The 16,681-nt window shown below is 59.4% G+C and carries 17 protein-coding genes; 10 read left to right on the forward strand and 7 right to left on the reverse strand.

Annotated elements, in window-relative coordinates; translation table 11 throughout:
* Positions 1-7: 7 nt before the first annotated feature.
* Positions 8-190 (forward strand): ferredoxin, encoded by a 183-nt coding sequence (locus tag H8Z83_RS01515; protein ID WP_187013418.1) that lies wholly within the window; start codon positions 8-10, stop codon positions 188-190.
* Between the two features lie 136 nt (positions 191-326).
* On the opposite strand, the gene H8Z83_RS01520 is transcribed toward H8Z83_RS01515, so the two are convergent.
* On the reverse strand, positions 327-1,388 hold the full coding sequence (locus H8Z83_RS01520; protein ID WP_187013419.1) for a branched-chain amino acid aminotransferase: 1,062 nt from the start codon (positions 1,386-1,388) through the stop codon (positions 327-329).
* Positions 1,389-1,652: 264 nt separating this feature from the next.
* Positions 1,653-1,874: a hypothetical protein gene (locus H8Z83_RS01525; RefSeq protein ID WP_187013420.1), complete on the reverse strand. Its 222-nt coding sequence runs from the start codon at positions 1,872-1,874 to the stop codon at positions 1,653-1,655.
* A 291-nt stretch (positions 1,875-2,165) separates the two neighbouring features.
* Between H8Z83_RS01525 and H8Z83_RS01530 the strand changes: the two genes are divergently transcribed.
* Positions 2,166-4,811 (forward strand): translation factor GTPase family protein, encoded by a 2,646-nt coding sequence (locus H8Z83_RS01530; protein WP_187013421.1) that lies wholly within the window; start codon positions 2,166-2,168, stop codon positions 4,809-4,811.
* Entirely contained in the window at positions 4,805-5,218 is a 414-nt protein-coding gene (locus H8Z83_RS01535; protein ID WP_187013422.1) for a signal peptidase II, read from the forward strand. The genes H8Z83_RS01530 and H8Z83_RS01535 overlap by 7 nt, the downstream gene beginning before the upstream one ends.
* Positions 5,219-5,465: 247 nt before the next feature.
* Here the strand turns inward: H8Z83_RS01535 and pdaA are convergent, their stop codons facing one another.
* Complete coding sequence (gene pdaA / locus H8Z83_RS01540; protein ID WP_187013423.1) at positions 5,466-6,284, reverse strand: delta-lactam-biosynthetic de-N-acetylase; 819 nt, start codon at positions 6,282-6,284, stop codon at positions 5,466-5,468.
* Positions 6,285-6,415: 131 nt separating this feature from the next.
* Here pdaA and H8Z83_RS01545 point away from each other — a divergent pair, with 131 nt between their 5' ends.
* From H8Z83_RS01545 to H8Z83_RS01570, 6 genes are all read left to right on the forward strand, one after another.
* A complete protein-coding gene (locus H8Z83_RS01545) occupies positions 6,416-7,114 on the forward strand; it encodes a DNA/RNA non-specific endonuclease (RefSeq protein ID WP_187013424.1) in 699 nt (232 codons plus the stop codon).
* Positions 7,114-7,794, forward strand: coding sequence for a 3'-5' exonuclease (locus H8Z83_RS01550; protein WP_207731961.1), 681 nt, complete (start codon positions 7,114-7,116; stop codon positions 7,792-7,794). Before H8Z83_RS01545 ends, H8Z83_RS01550 begins: the two co-directional genes overlap by 1 nt.
* Positions 7,795-8,161: 367 nt before the next feature.
* Positions 8,162-8,794 (forward strand): TetR/AcrR family transcriptional regulator, encoded by a 633-nt coding sequence (locus H8Z83_RS01555; protein ID WP_187013425.1) that lies wholly within the window; start codon positions 8,162-8,164, stop codon positions 8,792-8,794.
* A 13-nt stretch (positions 8,795-8,807) separates the two neighbouring features.
* Positions 8,808-10,439: an RND family efflux transporter gene (locus tag H8Z83_RS01560; protein ID WP_187013426.1), complete on the forward strand. Its 1,632-nt coding sequence runs from the start codon at positions 8,808-8,810 to the stop codon at positions 10,437-10,439.
* A 3-nt stretch (positions 10,440-10,442) separates the two neighbouring features.
* Positions 10,443-11,186: an ABC transporter ATP-binding protein gene (locus H8Z83_RS01565; protein WP_187013427.1), complete on the forward strand. Its 744-nt coding sequence runs from the start codon at positions 10,443-10,445 to the stop codon at positions 11,184-11,186.
* Positions 11,183-12,427, forward strand: coding sequence for an ABC transporter permease (locus H8Z83_RS01570; RefSeq protein ID WP_187013428.1), 1,245 nt, complete (start codon positions 11,183-11,185; stop codon positions 12,425-12,427). The genes H8Z83_RS01565 and H8Z83_RS01570 overlap by 4 nt, the downstream gene beginning before the upstream one ends.
* Before the next feature lie 87 nt (positions 12,428-12,514).
* On the opposite strand, the gene H8Z83_RS01575 is transcribed toward H8Z83_RS01570, so the two are convergent.
* From H8Z83_RS01575 to H8Z83_RS01590, 4 genes are read right to left on the reverse strand one after another with little or no spacing between them, the layout of a single operon-like run.
* Positions 12,515-13,612, reverse strand: a complete 1,098-nt coding sequence (locus tag H8Z83_RS01575) for a metallophosphoesterase family protein (protein WP_187013429.1) — start codon at positions 13,610-13,612, stop codon at positions 12,515-12,517.
* 7 nt (positions 13,613-13,619) lie between these two features.
* Positions 13,620-14,111: a YbaK/EbsC family protein gene (locus H8Z83_RS01580; protein WP_187013430.1), complete on the reverse strand. Its 492-nt coding sequence runs from the start codon at positions 14,109-14,111 to the stop codon at positions 13,620-13,622.
* Between the two features lie 15 nt (positions 14,112-14,126).
* Complete coding sequence (locus H8Z83_RS01585; protein WP_187013431.1) at positions 14,127-14,609, reverse strand: NUDIX domain-containing protein; 483 nt, start codon at positions 14,607-14,609, stop codon at positions 14,127-14,129.
* A gap of 12 nt (positions 14,610-14,621) precedes the next feature.
* Positions 14,622-15,395 carry a TIGR00282 family metallophosphoesterase gene (locus H8Z83_RS01590; protein ID WP_187013432.1) on the reverse strand — a complete coding sequence of 258 codons (774 nt, stop codon included), beginning with the start codon at positions 15,393-15,395 and terminating at the stop codon, positions 14,622-14,624.
* A gap of 399 nt (positions 15,396-15,794) precedes the next feature.
* Between H8Z83_RS01590 and H8Z83_RS01595 the strand changes: the two genes are divergently transcribed.
* Complete coding sequence (locus H8Z83_RS01595; RefSeq protein WP_187013433.1) at positions 15,795-16,679, forward strand: LysR family transcriptional regulator; 885 nt, start codon at positions 15,795-15,797, stop codon at positions 16,677-16,679.
* The last annotated feature ends 2 nt before the right edge of the window (positions 16,680-16,681 follow it).

Raw genomic sequence — 16,681 nt, forward strand, 5'->3', positions numbered from 1 at the left:
AAATCGTATGAAAGCAACAGTGAATGAAACCTGCATCGGCTGCGGCCTGTGCGCGGGGACCTGCCCGGTGGTGTTTACCATGGGGGATGACGGCTTGGCCCACGGTGGAGAGATCCCGGCCAACCAGCAGACCGAGGCAGAGACCGCCCGGGACGGCTGTCCTGTCAGCGCTATCAGCATTGAGGACTGACGGATAATATCTGCCACAAGTATTCAGCGGAATTTCATTCTAATCAAATTGCAAACGCAGCCGTCTTCGGGAAAATGGAGACGGCTGCGTTTGCGTATGCGGAATCTGATGCCGACGGAAATACCGCCGGGACAGCTCAGACCTTGCAGGTCCAGCCATGGGGATCGGGCTGCGTGCCCCACTGGATCCCGGTGAGGGTGTCATACAGCTTCTGTGCCAGAGGGCCGGTTTGGAAGTTGTTGATGGTATATGCCTTGCCTTCGTAGGTCAGTTCACCGATGGGGCAGATGACGGCGGCGGTGCCGACGCACATGGCCTCCTCCAGCGTTCCATTGGCGGCGGCCTCAAACAGCTCGTCGACGGAGATGAGCCGTTCCTCTACGGGCATACCCCAATCCTCAAACAGCTGGAGGCAGGAGCGGCGGGTGACGCCGGGGAGGATGGACCCGGTCAGCATGGGGGTGATGATCCTGCCGTTGATCTTGAAGACCACGTTCATGCCGCCGCCTTCCTCCACATACTTATGCTCCACACCGTCCAGCCACAGCACCTGGGAATAGCCGTTGGCAAAGGCACGTTCTCCGGCCCGGTTGGAAGCGCCGTAGTTGCCGCCGCATTTGGCCTCGCCGGTGCCGCCCCGGATGGCCCGGACGTCCTCGGTCTCCACGATGATCTTCACCGGCTCCATGCCGTTGTCAAAGTAGCTGCCTACCGGGGAGAGAATGATGATGAACTGGGCCGTGTGAACGCCGTGAAGCCCCAGCTTCGCATCGGTACCGTACAGGAAGGGACGGATGTACAGAGAGGTGCCGGGATCAGAGGGGACCCAGCGCTCGTCAACCTTCACCAGCGCCTTGACGGCTTCCAGTGCGTCCTCCGGGGGAACTACCGGCAGACCCAGGCGGATGGCGGAGTTCTTCATCCGCTCCATGTTGTCCCAGGGGCGGAACAGCTGCACCTCACCGTCAGGACGGCGGTAGGCCTTCAACCCTTCAAAGACCTCGGCGCCGTAATGGAACACACAGGCGGCAGGGGACAGAGAGATGTTCTGGAAGGGGACGATACGGGGATCGTACCAGCCTTTTTCATCGCTGTAATCCATGATGAACATGTGGTCGGTGTAGTGGATGCCGAAGCCCAGCTGATCCGAGGGGAGGAGTGTTCCGGGGTGTGTCGTTTTCGTGATGCTGATATACATGGATGATACCTCCTGAAAAAATAAGAGTCTGTTGATAAAGTGGCAGATTTTCCACGACGGTAAGGAAGAGTGTGTGCGGGAAACCCAAGAAGGGTGTCCTGCGCATTGGAATTAAACATTTTCAGAACTTTTGTAAAGTTCTGAAAATAAGTTCGAGTTCTTTCAAATGTTTTACGCTTTGACAGCCGGATAACCGGAGCGAAAGCAAACAGAAAAGCGGCCCCGTCGAATCGACGGAGCCGCTTGGTGTTTCAGGTCCGATCCTCAGAGGATCGAAAGGGAAACCGGGCGTTGTACCGGGATTCGACAAATGGGAAAATGATGTACCAGAATAATAATGGGTAAAATAATAATGGACGCCAGCAGCAGGCTGGCGTCCAGAATCATAGCGATATTGGAGGGGGAAGAAGCTTCAGAGCAGACGGAAACGGCGCAGACTGCCTGCGCAGAAGCGTATGCAAAAGTAGAACCGGTCATGCAGGTCATCGTTTGTCTTCGCCCTTTCACTCAAGTTGGCTGCAGTTTAGCACGGTGAAGGCGGTCCGTCAAGAGGAAATCATGCAAACGCCCAAGAGATCGGCGGTGTGACCAACAACCTCATGTTTCCGAGCAGGTGATTTTGTAGGAATTTGCGGAAACGGTTGCCGATAGGTCGGCCTTTCCAAATACGGAATCAGGAAAAGGACCGGCAGCGGGGGTTGAACCCCCGTTGGAAATCTGTCATAATAAGAAAAAAACAGGCCGGGCAAGAGGCTCCGGCGGAAACGGATATTGCCCATGAAACAGATCTGTATCGGCATTCTGGCCCATGTGGATGCCGGAAAAACAACCTTATCAGAAGCCCTGCTGTACCGCGCCGGGGCCATCCGCCGCCTGGGCCGGGTGGACCATCAGGACGCTTTTTTGGATACCGACGCCATGGAGCGCCAGCGGGGCATTACCATCTTTTCCAAGCAGGCGGTGCTGGAACTGGGGGAGACCCGTGTGACGCTGCTGGACACCCCTGGCCATGTAGACTTTTCCGCCGAAATGGAGCGGACGCTGCAAGTGCTGGACTGCGCCGTGCTGGTGATCTCCGGCACTGACGGCGTACAGGGCCACACCCGGACACTGTGGGATCTGTTGGAACGGTATCAGGTGCCCACGTTCCTGTTCATCAATAAGATGGATCTGGCGGGCGCGGACCGGGCGGCGCTGTTGGCCCACTTAAAGAATAAACTCAGCGGCGGCTGCGTGGACTTTGGGGACCCGGATACCCTGTGGGAGGAGGCCGCCGTCTGCGACGAGGCAGCTCTTGAGCAATATCTGGAAATGGGAGAACTTCCGGAGGACATGATCTCCCGTCTGATCGGGGAACGAAAGCTGTTTCCCTGCTACTTCGGTTCCGCGCTGAAGGTGGAGGGCGTGGACGCGCTGCTTGCCGGCGTGGAGCGGTATGCCCCCCAGCCGGCCTATCCGGCGGAATTCGGCGCCAAGGTGTTCAAGATCACGCGGGACGCGCAGGGCGCCCGGCTGACCCACATGAAGATCACCGGCGGTGCACTGCACACCAAGGAACTGCTCACCGGCCGGGAGGGGGACACGGTCTGGCAGGAAAAGGCGGATCAGCTCCGACTCTACTCCGGGTCGAAATTCCACCCCGTGGACACGGCGGAGGCCGGGGCCGTAGTGGCGGTGACGGGCCTGAGTCACACCTTCCCCGGACAGGGGTTGGGGATCGAGCCGGACTGGTCCGGGGCGGTCTTGCAGCCGGTCCTGACCTACCGGCTGGAGCTGACGGACGGCACGGATCCCCACACGGCGCTGCAAAAGCTGCGGCAGTTAGAGGAGGAAGACCCCCAACTTCACATCGTCTGGAACAACGGGGAGATCCACGCCCAGCTCATGGGCGAGGTGCAGATGGAGGTGTTGCAGCGGCTTGTTCGAGAGCGGATGGGCATGGAGATCAGCTTTGGCGCAGGGGCTGTCTGCTACCGGGAGACCATCGCCAACGCCGTGGAGGGCATCGGCCACTTTGAACCCTTGCGGCACTATGCCGAGGTACATCTGCTGCTGGAACCCGGCGAGCCGGGCAGCGGCATTACCCTCGCCTCCGTGTGCCCCACGGACAAGTTGGATCTGAACTGGCAGCGGCTGATCTTTACACATCTGTTGGAAAAACCTCATTTGGGGGTACTGACCGGCTCACCCATCACCGATATCAAAATCACCTTGTTGGCGGGCCGCGCCCACGAAAAGCACACCGAGGGCGGCGATTTCCGACAGGCCACCTACCGGGCCGTGCGGCATGGGCTGATGCAGGCGGAAAGTGTGCTGCTGGAGCCGTGGTACCGGTTCCGGCTGGAAATCCCCGCCCAGCAGGTGGGCCGGGCCATGATGGACTTGCAGCAGATGGGCGGCAAGGTGGACCCGCCGGAGACCGTGGGAGAGGAAACGGCCCTCACCGGCACGGCCCCGGTGGCGGGCCTTCGGGATTATGCCCGGGAGGTGGCGGTCTACACCCGTGGACAGGGGCGGTTGTCCTGCGTCCCGGCGGGGTATTTCCCCTGTGCGGAGGCGGAAGCCGTCATCGAGGCCATGGGGTATGACCCGGAACGGGACGTGGAAAACACGGCGGATTCCGTGTTCTGCTCCCACGGGGCCGGTGTGGTGATCCCGTGGCGGGAGGTGGCCCAGCACGCCCAGGTGGACAGCGGCTGGCGCCCGCAGGGGACGGAGCCTGAACCGAAGGAAGCGCCCCCCCAGCGGCGGCCCGTCAGTACCTACGCCGGGACCGCAGCCCAGGATAAGGAGTTGCAGGCCATCTTCGAGCGGACCTACGGCGCGGTGAAGCGGGAGAGTTTTCTTCCACCCAAGGCTCCTAAGCGGCCTGTGGCCGATCATTCGGAGGAAAAACGGCGGGAATTGAAAAGGGCCTTCTCCGGCGAGGATTATCTGCTGGTAGACGGGTATAATATCATTTTCGCGTGGGATGAGCTGAAAAAGCTGGCGGCGGAGCATCTGGACGCCGCTCGGAAGAAGCTGTGCGACCTGCTGTGCAATTACCAGGGCTACCGGAAGTGCCGGGTGATTCTGGTGTTCGACGCCTACAAGGTGAAGGGCGGCCTGGGCAGCGTGGAAAAGTACCACAACATCACCATCGTCTACACCAAGGAGGCGGAGACGGCGGACGCCTATATCGAGCGGGCCACCTACGAGATCGGACGGCAGCACCGGGTTCGGGTGGCCACCTCCGACGGGCCGGAGCAGATCATCATTCTGGGCCACGGGGCGCTGCGGCTGTCGGCCTCCGCCTTCCACGAGGAGCTGATGGAGGTCCAAAAGCAGATCGGAGATACCGTATGGCAGAATAACCGGAAAAACGCCAACAGCGGCGCGGTGCGGGCGGCACTGGAAAAGGCGAAGGAGGACGGCGGATGCTGACACTGTTTACCGCGGCGGCGGTTTTGGCCGCCTGCGCCGGTTTACGGTGTTTTTTGAACCGCCCGGAGCGGAAGGACGCATTTTTCTGGGGAGGACGCATCCGATTGACGGCCCTGTGGAATGACGGCGCGGCCTTCAGCCTGCCTCTGAAACGGAAGCTGGTAACGGCGCTGTCCATTCTGATTTTGCCGCTGGTGTGGGTATTCCGCCGCCGCAGTCCCATAGGGGCGGGACTGGCCTTGGGAGGAGGGCTCAGCAACCTGTGGGAGCGGCTGCGGCGCGGTGTGGTCTATGACTATGTGCAGTTTCCCAAGCTGCCGAAGATCGGCCGCTATGTATGGAATCTGGCGGATCTCGCTATTTTGATCGGCGGATTGCTGCTGGCCCTGCTGGAACGGAAAAAATGAGCAACGCTGCCCGGAGGATATTCCTCCGGGCAGCGTCAGCGTGTCGAAAAAGTCTTTTCGCCCCGCTGAGCAAGTTTTCAGAACTTTATAAAAGTTCTGAAAACTCAGGATTTCAATGGCGCAGGACACCCTTCTTGGGTTTCCCGCGCACACCCTTCCTTACCATCACTGAGAATTAACCACTTTATCGACAGTCTCCAGCGTTATTTTGGACAGTGGAATTTTTTAGAAACGGCGGGGCGGGTGGTCAGGACTTGGCCGGGGCGGAAAGCTCCGTCAGGGGGGCGAAGCGGTAGCCCATGTCCTCCCACTTCGACAGCAGATCGTCCAGAATGGCGGCGTTGGTGGAGGAGGTAGAGTGCAGCAGCACGATGGCACCGTTGTGGATGCGGGGGAGCAGCTTGGCGTAGGCCTGCTCCGCTGTGGGCTGGTTGTCGGCATACCAATCCACGTAGGCAAGGCTCCAGAACACTGTCTGGTAGCCCAGTTCCTGAGCCAGTTTCAGGTTTTGCTCACTGTATTTCCCCTGCGGGGGCCGGTAGAAGTGGGACAATTCCTGCCCGGTGATCTCCTGATACAGCGCCGCCAGAGAATCCAGCTCCTTTTGGAAGCTGGCCTTGTCGGAAATGGCGGACATATCCGGATGGTGGTAGGTGTGGTTGCCTACGATATGCCCTTCCGCCGCCATCCGGCGGACGATGTCCGGGGCAGATTCGATCATGTGGCCAACCACGAAGAAAGCCGCCGGAGCGCTGTGCTTTTTCAGCGCGTCTAAAATGGCCCCGGTGTTGCCGTTTTCGTAGCCGCAGTCAAAGGTGAGATAAATGACTTTCTGACTGGTGTCTCCCACATACCAGGCGTTATACTGGGTGAGAAAGTCCGCCGTGGCATTGCCAATGGGGGTTTCGTGCTCCGCAGGGAAGGACAGTCCCCAGTTATCGGCGGAGGCGGGGATGGCGGCGTCGCTGGACGCGGACAGGGCGGCGGGGGAGCCGCGGCCAAGGATCCCCATCAGCGTCAGACAGGGCAGAAGCAGCAGACAGAAAATTTGCAGACGTTTGCGCATGGCGTTCCTCCTGAGAATGGATTTTCATTAGTCTGCCCGGAGGGAAACCCCTTCATACCTGGTTGCGGAATCCGGCGAAAGCTGTTATGATGTGGCAGTGAAAATTTCGCAGGACCCAAAGGAGAAACAAAATGGCAAAGAAACGGCGTACCTCTCGAAAACCCGGCCGGAAGGAGGCCTTGGCAGTCATCATCCTGGCGATGCTCGTCGGTCTGGCCCGACAAATGCTGGCCCCCAGCTATGATCTATCGAATATCCCGGACTATGACGGCACCAGCGCTTACGCCGTCATCGACCGGAATCGGCCTTCCTTTACGGAGGAGGAATACACCACCGATTCCTATGAGTATTACAGCGAGCTGGACAGTCTGGGCCGCTGCAGCATCGCGGAGGCCTGCGTCGGCGTGGACCTGATGCCCACAGAAGAGCGGGAGAGCATCAGCAAGGTGAAGCCCACCGGCTGGGTGCAGCACCAATATGATTTTGTGGACGGCGGGAGTCTCTATAATCGCTGTCACCTCATCGGCTTTCAGCTTACCGGTGAAAACGCCAACGAAAAAAATCTCATTACCGGCACCCGGTACATGAACGTGGAGGGGATGCTGCCCTTTGAAAATCAGGTGGCGGACTATGTGGCCTCCACCGGGAATCATGTGCTCTACCGGGTGACCCCCGCCTTTACAGGCACAGAACTGGTAGCCCGGGGCGTGGAGATGGAGGCATATTCCGTGGAAGATCAGGGCCGGGGCGTCTGCTTTCATGTCTACTGCTACAACGTGCAGCCCGGTGTGGAGATCGACTATGCCACCGGAGAGAATTGGGAGGCATAATGGAACTTTGGAAGAATTTTGACCGGCTGGTGGTGTTCGATACGGAAACTACCGGAATTGAGTTCGGCCGGGACCGGATCATTGAGATCGGCGCTGTGGCACTGGAAAACGGCGCGGAGCGGGGAAATTTCAACGCCCTGATCCGCCTGCCGGTAGGACAGACCCTGCCGCCGTTCATCACGAATCTCACTGGCATTACGGATGCCCAGCTGATGCGGGAGGGCGTGGACGACCGCAGGGCGGCGGAGGGCTTCTGCCGTCTGCTGAACGGGGCGGAGCAGCCGCTGCTGGTGGCCTACAACGCCCAGTTTGACCTGAACTTTCTCTACTACCTGCTGCGGCCCCTGGGGCTGCTGTCCGCCTTGCAGAAGCCCCGGTTCCTGGATGCCCTGACGGTGTACCGGGACCGGAGGGACTTTCCCCACAAGCTGTGCAACGCCATCGAAGCCTACGGTCTGACGGAGGCGGAAAACAGCCACCGGGCAGTGGATGACGCCCGGGCCACCGTCCTGCTTTTGGAGGCGATGGCGGCGGAGAAGGACGATCTGATGCGGTATATCGACCTGTTCGGCACCCATCCCAAGTACGGCATGAGCGGGAAAAAGATTGCCTCCGTGACCTACTGCCCACAGCCCTATGACCGGCGGGCGCCGCTGTATGAGCTGGCTCATACAATGTGAAAAGTTTGTGAACATTTGAAGAAAATACTTGCAATATGACAACCTGTCGGGTATCATACCCGACAGGTTGTCATATTAGGAAGGGTATCCGGTTCCGCACAGGCTTTCTCAACGGGAGGAAGGGGTGTGCGCGGGGAAACCAGGAAGGTTTCACTGCGCCATTGAAATCATAAGTTTTTTGGGTGGTAACCCGAAATTCAGGCCGCATGGGAACCATGCGGAACCTGTCGGGTATCATACCCGACAGGTTGTCATATTAGGAAGAGTATCCGGTTCCGCACAGGCTTTCTCGATGGGAGGAAGGGGTGTGCGGGACCCTGTCCCAGATATTAGGGAGATCATTACGGATCGAAAGGAGGCTGGCGGATTGCCCAGCAGTACATTTTTGAATCTGGCACCGGAAAAGCAGGAAAAGCTGCTGTCAGCGGCAGTCCGGGAATTTACGGAGCGGCCCTATAACGAGGCGTCCATCAACCGAATCGTCCGAGAGGCGGGAATTCCCCGTGGCAGCTTTTACATGTATTTCCGGGATAAGGAGGACCTGTTCCACTATCTGATGGAGGAGAGCATCAACGAGATGCTTATGGTGTTTGAGGAGGTGCTTCGCAGTCAGGGTGGCGACATCTTCGCAGCCCTGCCGGCCATGTACGATCATCTTCAGAGCCGCCGGTCAGCGGACCGCAGTCTGGGGGGCATGGGCATGATGTCTGCCATCGTCAACCGCAATGACGGATTGCAGAAAGGCGGCCTGTTGGAATTTGTGGACCCGGAACGCATCCTGAAGCGGATAGAGAACTGCGTGAACCCGGATCTGCTGGAGCTGCGGGAGCCGGAGGATCTGCGCTGTATCCTGCGGATGCTCATTATGCTGATGGTCCCCATCATGTATAACGGCCTGCGGCCCGGAGCCGATCCGGAGGGCCGGGAAAAGCTGGAGCGCGCGTTGGAAATTCTGCGGCGGGGCATGGGGGCCAAGTCCCTCCCCGCACATCGTTCATAAAGGAGTTGTCTGTATGGAAGAACTGATGAAGAAAACGAAGGCGGGTCAGTCTGCGCCTGCGTCCGAAACGGAGCCGAAAAAGAAATTCGGCCTGCCCAAGAGCAAGAAAGCAAAAAAATGGATGAAAATTGCCATTGCCGCGGTGGTGATCGCCGCTGTGGCGGCAGGCTGCATGGCCAGGGCATCCAAAAAGGCAAACGCCTATCTCGGCGGTAGCTATCTGGTGGCTCAGGCCACCCGGCAGGATCTGACGCTGTCCGTTACTGGAACGGCGACCCTGAAGCCCGCAGATTCTTATAACGTCACCACTCTGATCTCCGGTGAGATCGAAAACGCACCCTTTGAGCTGGGCGATTTGGTGGATAAGGGGGATCTGTTGTTTGCCCTGAACAGCAGCGACGCCCAGAACAATGTGGATCGGGCGGAGATTTCCGTGGCGCAGGCCAAAATGGCCTATCAGCAGGCCAAGGAGGCGCTGAACCCCGTGGCTTCCATCAGCGGTACGATTCAGGAGCTGTATGTCCACAACGGCGACAGTGTGAACGCAGGTGCTCAGATCGCCAAGATCACCTCCAGCATGGATCTGTCCATCGACTTCCTGTTCCCCTACGCCAGCCCCACGGACTTCTATGTGGGTCAGGCGGCCACGGTGTATATCGGCAATTATGACGCCCCGGTGAGCGGCACGGTGGATTCCGTGTCCAACTCCACCAGCATTACCAGCAACGGCCTGTCCGCCGTCAGCGTCCGGGTGAAGCTGGCGAATCCCGGCGCTGTCTCGGATTCCTTCACGGCCTCTGCCCGGATCGGCAATTACGCCAGCTACGGCCAGACGCCCATCAATCTGGGTGGAGCCACCATTGTCTACGCCGGTGCCAGCGGCACCATTCAGGGCTTGAATAAGCTGGCGGGCAGCACCGTCAAGCAGGGGGAGCCCCTGTGCACTGTGGAGTCCGCCGATGCCCGGAACCGGGTGGAGAACGCCCGGCTGAGTCTGCAGAATGCGGAACTGGCGGCCTCTATGGCAGCGGACAGTCTGGATGATTACAACATCACCTCTCAGATCACCGGCACCGTGATCGAAAAGAATTTCAAGGCCGGTGACAAGGTGGAGGGCATGAACTCCGGTTCTCTGGCAGTGGTTTATGACATGAGCTACTTGAAGCTGGAAATGGCCGTGGATGAACTGGATATCAGCAAGGTGGAGGCGGGCCAGTCCGTCACCATCACTGCGGACGCGGTGGAAGGGCAGACCTTCACCGGAGTGGTGGACAACGTCAGCATCAACGGTACCACGGCGGGCGGCGCCACCAGCTATCCCGTGACCATCCTCATCAAGGATTACGGCGACCTCAAGCCGGGTATGAATGTCTCCGCTACCATCGAGGGCGACCGGGTCCCCAATGCCCTGTGCATCCCCGTGGACGCTGTGAACCGGGGCAACACCGTGACAGTCCCCGGCCCCGGCGCCATGAACGCGGACAATACCGCCGTGGCGGATGTCTCCAAGCTGGAAACACGGGAAGTGACGCTGGGCAAGAGCGACGGCGATTTCATCGAGGTCACCGGCGGTCTGGAAGAGGGGGACACTGTCCTGATCCCCAACCAAAGCTCTAACATGATGGCCGAAATGATGGGGATGTAAGCCATGGAGCATCTCATTGAATTAAAAGACGTCTACAAGATCTACCACATGGGCGACGAGGACGTTCACGCCCTGGACGGCGTGAGCCTTACCATTGACAAGGGGGAGTTTGTAGCCATTGTGGGCCAGTCCGGTTCCGGCAAATCCACCGCCATGAACATCATCGGCTGTCTGGATGTGCCCACCAGCGGTACCTATCATCTGGGGGGCGTGGACGTATCCACCATGGATGATGACCAGCAGGCGGAGATCCGGAACAAAATGCTGGGGTTCATCTTCCAGCAGTATAACCTGATCCCCAAACTGACCGTGCTGGAAAACGTGGAGCTGCCCCTGCTGTACGCCGGTGTCGGCGCGGAGGAGCGGAAGGAGCGGGCAGTGGCGGCGCTGGGCCGTGTGGGCTTGGCTGACAAGCAGAAAAATCTGCCCAGCCAGCTTTCCGGCGGTCAGCAGCAGCGGGTGTCCATCGCGAGAGCACTGGCGGGGAATCCCTCTGTCATTCTGGCGGATGAACCCACCGGCGCGCTGGACTCCCGGACGGGCCGGGAGGTGTTGGGCTTCCTCCAGAAGCTGAATCAGGAGGGGGATACCGTGGTGCTCATTACCCACGATAACTCCATCGCCGTAAAAGCCAAGCGCATCGTCCGCCTTCAGGACGGCCGCATCATCTATGACGGTGACGCCTCCGATCCCGCCGCCGTGGTACAGCCGGAGGAGACAGGCGCAGACGGGGAGGTGGGCGTATGAACTTTACCCAATCCTTCAAGCTGGCGCTGAAATCTCTGAAAACCAGCAAGATGCGGGCGTTTCTCACCATGCTGGGTATCATCATCGGTGTCGGCGCCGTGATCGTGATTCTGTCTCTCGGCAACGGCATGACCAATATGATGAACAGCCAGTTTGAAAAAATGGGCTCCAATCTGATCCAGGTCATGACCTATGGCCGGGGGACCGGCGGCACCCGTGACGTGGATGTGGAGGATCTCTATGAACTGGTGGACAAATATCCCCAGTACCTCACCGGCGTGACCCCCTATGTCTCCGCTTCTGCCAAGGTGCGCTACCAGACGGATGACTATGCCCGCACCTCGGTCTACGGCGTCAGCGAGGCGTTTTTCAAGGAGGACACCAAGGGCACCATGCAGGGGGAGACTCTTGCGGAGGGGCGCTTCCTCAGCTACATCGACGTGGATCGGCATCAGAATGTCTGCGTCATCGGCGATTATTTGGCGCAGACCGCCTTCCGGGGCGACGCACTGGGTAAGACCATCTCTCTGAGCGGTGTGCCTTACACCGTCATCGGCGTGTTGAGTAAAAGCGGCGACAGCAGCGAGGGCAGCGCCGACGATGTGATCTACATCCCCTATGAAAACGCCCAGCGGATGGGCACCGGCACCATGATGATGGGCACCGATGAAATGTTCCTGCTGACGGCCACCAGCCGGGATACGGCGTCCGCTGCCAAGGGCATTGTGGAAAAGCGACTGTATAAAACCTATCAGTCCTCGGACTACTACATGGTCATGACCTCCGCAGAGATGATGGATGCCATGAACACCATGATGAACACCATGCTGATCGTACTGGTGGCCATCGCCGCCATTTCCCTGCTGGTGGGCGGTATCGGCATTATGAACATCATGCTGGTGTCCGTCACGGAACGGACAAGGGAGATCGGCATCCGAAAATCTCTGGGCGCCAAGCAGAAGGACATCCGGGGCCAGTTCGTCATTGAAGCGGGCACCACCTCCGCCGTGGGCGGGGTGCTGGGCATCGTATTCGGCCTGCTGCTGGCCAGAGCTGCCACCATTGCGGTGGGGGCCATCATGTCCAGTTCCATGAACGGCATCACCTTCAGCGCGGTGCCGACTCTTTCCGACATTGCTGTCAGCTTCGGCGTCAGCGTAGGCATCGGCGTTCTGTTCGGCTACCTGCCCGCCAACAAGGCGGCCAAGCTGAACCCCATCGACGCCCTGCGGTACGATTAAATCTGTGCCATAAGTGAAAAGACCACCGGAGAGGTTCTGCAACCTGCTCCGGTGGCCTTTTATTAAAATGCGTTTCCACAATCGACGTTACCCTAAATCCCGGTGATCCAGCGCCGCAAGCCCAAACCGGGCGGCCATGGTGACGCGCTGGCGGTCCTCCTCCGTCTGAGCCTGCGCCAGCTGCTGCTTTAAATCCCTCAGAAACAGGCCCCGGAGGGAGTCCTCCTCCGCTTTGGCCCACAGGTCCTCCGCCAGCCGGGTCCGGTCCCGCAGTTCCAATGCGTAGAACCGGTCCGCCAGCGCCGCTTTCAGCGCGTCCGTATGGACGCTGCCCTCACCGGTCTCTCCGGTGAGCAGAATACGGTACAGGTCCTGCGCCGTGTCGGCGGGCAGCGCCGCCTCGATGGCGGCGCGGGGGTCCTGCTCGGTGACGTCCACCGTCAAAATTTCATACCGCCGCCGGGCGAAGGGGACGAAGGTAAGGCTGACCTTGCCGGAATCGTCTATCGTGCCGGAATAAAAGCCTTTTTCCCCCAATTCGTCGAACCCCCGTCCCTCCGGGCAGCCCGGCCACGCGCAGACGGTGCCGCCAAAGGTCAAAGGCTCCGCCCCCTTGTGGATGTGTCCCAGCGCCAGATAGGCAAGGCCGCTGGCGGCGATCTCCTCCTTGCGGATGGGATCGTACCGGGCCTCCGAGGGGTCGATCTCCCCGTGGAGCAGGCCGATATGGAGCTTCCCGTCGGCGGGGGCGGTGAAGCCAGTGAGGAAGCCGTCGGCTTGTTCCCCGTGGGTAAAGGCCGCACCGTGGAGCGCCAGATTTTTTTCCGGCCATTCCATCGTTTCCAACCGGGGCTGAGTGAAAATATGCACATTTTCCGGCCACTTCACCGTCAGGTAGGGACTGCCGGGGCCGTACCAGTCATGGTTGCCGGGGGCGATGTAGACCTGTGCCTCCATCTGCCCCAGAGCGGCGGAGAGTTCCTCTGCCGTGTCCCGGTAGGAGGCGGCGCTGTCAAAGAGGTCCCCCGCCAGCAGCACCAGATCAATGTTATTCTGGTTGACGTAGTTAGCCAGCCGCACCGGTAGCTCCCGGCTCTCCCGGCGGCGGGCGGCCGCCTGCCGGGGGGTCAAGGCGGCGAAGGCACTGTCCAGATGGAAGTCCGCCGCGTGAATAAATCTCAGCATAAGCCCCTCAAGCTTCCTTTTCTTCCGGACGCCAGCCCTTTGCCACATCCACCCAGGAGACGAAGTTGGAGGAATACTTCTCCAATTCCTCGCAGGTCAGTTCAATGGCACTGTTGCTGCTGCCGGCGGCGGGGAATACGGTCTCGAACCGCTTCAGGGAGATGTCCAGATAGGTTTTTACATTATCCGGCAAAGCGAAGGAGCACACGCCGCCGGGGTCATGGCCGATCATGGTATGGGCTTCCTCAAAGGTCAGCATTTTGGCCTTGGTGTGGAACTGGGCCTTGTAGCGGCTGTTGTCCACCTTGGCATCTCCCGCCACCACAATGATGATGGGTTCCTCTCCGACCTTGAAGCTCATAGACTTGGCGATCCGGGCGCCCTCCACGCCTACGGCCACCGCCGCCAGCTCCACCGTGGCGGAGGAAACGTCGAATTCCCGGATGCGGTCCTCAATGCCGAACTGCTTGAAATACTCTCTTACCTTTTGAATAGACATAGTGATTTCCTCTTTTTAGATTGATGTGACCGGAAGGTCATGAATGACCTCACTGTAAGGCTGGCCCCACAGACAGGGGCGCAGCATGACCTCCACGGCAGTACTGGTATTTTTCGGAAGGGCCTCCGTGGGGAACCAGCGAAGTCCGGCGTTTTTCTCCGGCTCCATGACGGCGGGTGTGCCGTCATATTTCCGGATGACGAAGCAGAGATCGTAATAGGTGCGTCCGTCGCCCCCGGCAACCCGGTGGCACAGGTGGACAAATTCCATGTCGGCGGGGTCCACTGTGATACCCAGTTCCTCCAAACACTCCCGGGCCACGGCCTGACGGGCGGTTTCGTTTTCGTCCACATGGCCGCTGCCGGCAAAGTCCCAGCAGCCGTCCATATAGCCGGTGTTCTGCCGCAGGTGCAGCAGCACCTCCTGCCCGTTGGCCCCCTCCCGCAGCAAAATGGGAAATACAGCGGAATAGGAACGGTAATGCTCAGGTCTTGTCATACAACGGCCTCCTTATCGAATGTCCACCCGCTCCACGGCGGTGCAGAGGCCGGTGGCGCTGTCCAGTGTGAAAATAGCCCCCTGCAGCTTACAGGGACCCTCCGGGTTGCGGTAGCGTCCCGGCAGACCACCCAAAAACGATTCCACCGACTGCGCAGGCTCTACGCCCAGAACGGATTCGATGGGGCCGGTCATTCCCAGATCCGTGATATAGCCGGTGCCCTTGGGATAGACCCGCTCATCGGCAGTGGGGACATGGGTGTGGGTGCCCCACAGGGCGCTGACCCGGCCGTCCAGATAGTAGCCAAGCGCCAGCTTTTCACTGGTGGCCTCCGCATGGAAATCCACCAGAGTAAAATCCGCAGTGCCCTGCTTCAGCAGCCGGTCCGCCATGGTAAAGGGGTTTTCGGCATTCCATTGCAGCGTACAGCGGCCAATGAGGTTCACCACGCGGAACCGCAGGCCATTGAGGTCAAAAATTTCGCAGCCATGGCCCGGCATTCTGCCGGAGAGGTTGGCGGGCCGCAGGAGCCACGGCGTCTCATCCAGCATACGGCCGATCTCCATTTTGCCGAAGGTGTGGTTGCCAAGGGTCACGGCGTCGGCTCCGGCGTCATAGACCCGCCACGCCTGCTTGCAGGTCAGGCCCACGCCGGAGATGTTTTCCCCGTTGACCACGGTGAACGAAATGTTTTTCAGTTTTTGCAGGGGCCGCAGATGGCGTTCCAGATGGGCGAGACCTGCCTCGCCTACCACATCGCCCACAGCCAGAACGGAATAGAGCATGGAGTACCTCCGAATATATAGGTTGAGGGATCAAATCAAAAATCACTTTATTTTATCGTATTCTCCGGCTGTTTGCAACCCACCGCCTATGGAAAGCCGCCGAAAGCGGGGGGCTTCGGACATCAAAAATTTTCAGCGTGTCGAAAAAGCCTTTTCTCCCCGCTGAACTGGTTTTCAGAACTTTTATAAAAGTTCTGAAAACTTAGAATTCCAATGGCGCAGGACACCCTTCTTGGGTTTCCCGCGCACACCCTTCCTTACCGTCGCGGAGAATTTACCACTTTATTGACAGTCTAAATTTTACAGAAGAGACGATCAGTTTACGGTTGCAATTCCAACGGCGGTTGCTTATAATGCTGATTGTAGCGATAAGACCCGCTGATTATGGAGGAAGCGCGTATGGCAGTAAAACTGGAATTGTACCGGGTGTTCAAGGAGGTCGCGGAGACCGGCAACATCTCGGCGGCGGCAAAGAATTTGTATATTTCCCAATCGGCGGTGAGCCAATCTATTAAACAGCTGGAAACGGCCCTGCAGGCCCGGCTGTTTGCCCGCTCCCCCCGGGGCGTGACGCTGACGGGAGAGGGCCAGATGCTCTATCAGTATGTCCGCAACGCCTTGGGTCTGCTGGCTACCGGCGAGGACAAACTCTCTCAGGCTCAGCAGCTGCTGTTGGGTACCCTGACCATCGGTGCCAGCGACACGGTGACGGGGCAGTTCCTGACGCCGTATCTGGACGAATTTCACCACCAGCACCCCGGCATCCGGCTGAAGATCGTCTCCGGCCGCAGCGCCAAGGTGGTGAGCATGCTTCGCTCCGGGGCGGTGGACATCGCCTTTGCCTCCTCTCCCAAGGACAGCACGCTGGAGACCTGGCCCTGCTTTACCACCCATTCCGTGTTCGTGGCGGGGAAGAATTACCACTGCGATTTTGACAAGATCTACACCCGGCAGGAGATGGCGGAATTTCCCCTGATCCTGCTGGAACGGAAGGCCAGCTCCCGTGTTTTTCTGGAACAGGAGTTTTTGAAGGCCGGCGTTACCCTGACCCCGGAGATCGAGCTGTCCTCCCGGCAGCTTTTGGTGACGCTGGCGGGGATCGGTCTGGGCGTGGCTGGTGTGACGCTGGAATTCGTCCGGAAGGACCTGGAAAGCGGCGACATCCGTCTGCTGAAAACGGACTTCACGATCCCGGAGCGCAGCGTGGATATGTGTACCTTGAAGGAAGTGCCCCCCACGGCCGCGGCTACCGCATTTATGGAAATGGTGCGGAGGGGCATGTGAGA

This window comes from Dysosmobacter segnis, from assembly GCF_014297285.1.
GTDB classification, from domain to species: domain Bacteria; phylum Bacillota; class Clostridia; order Oscillospirales; family Oscillospiraceae; genus Oscillibacter; species Oscillibacter segnis.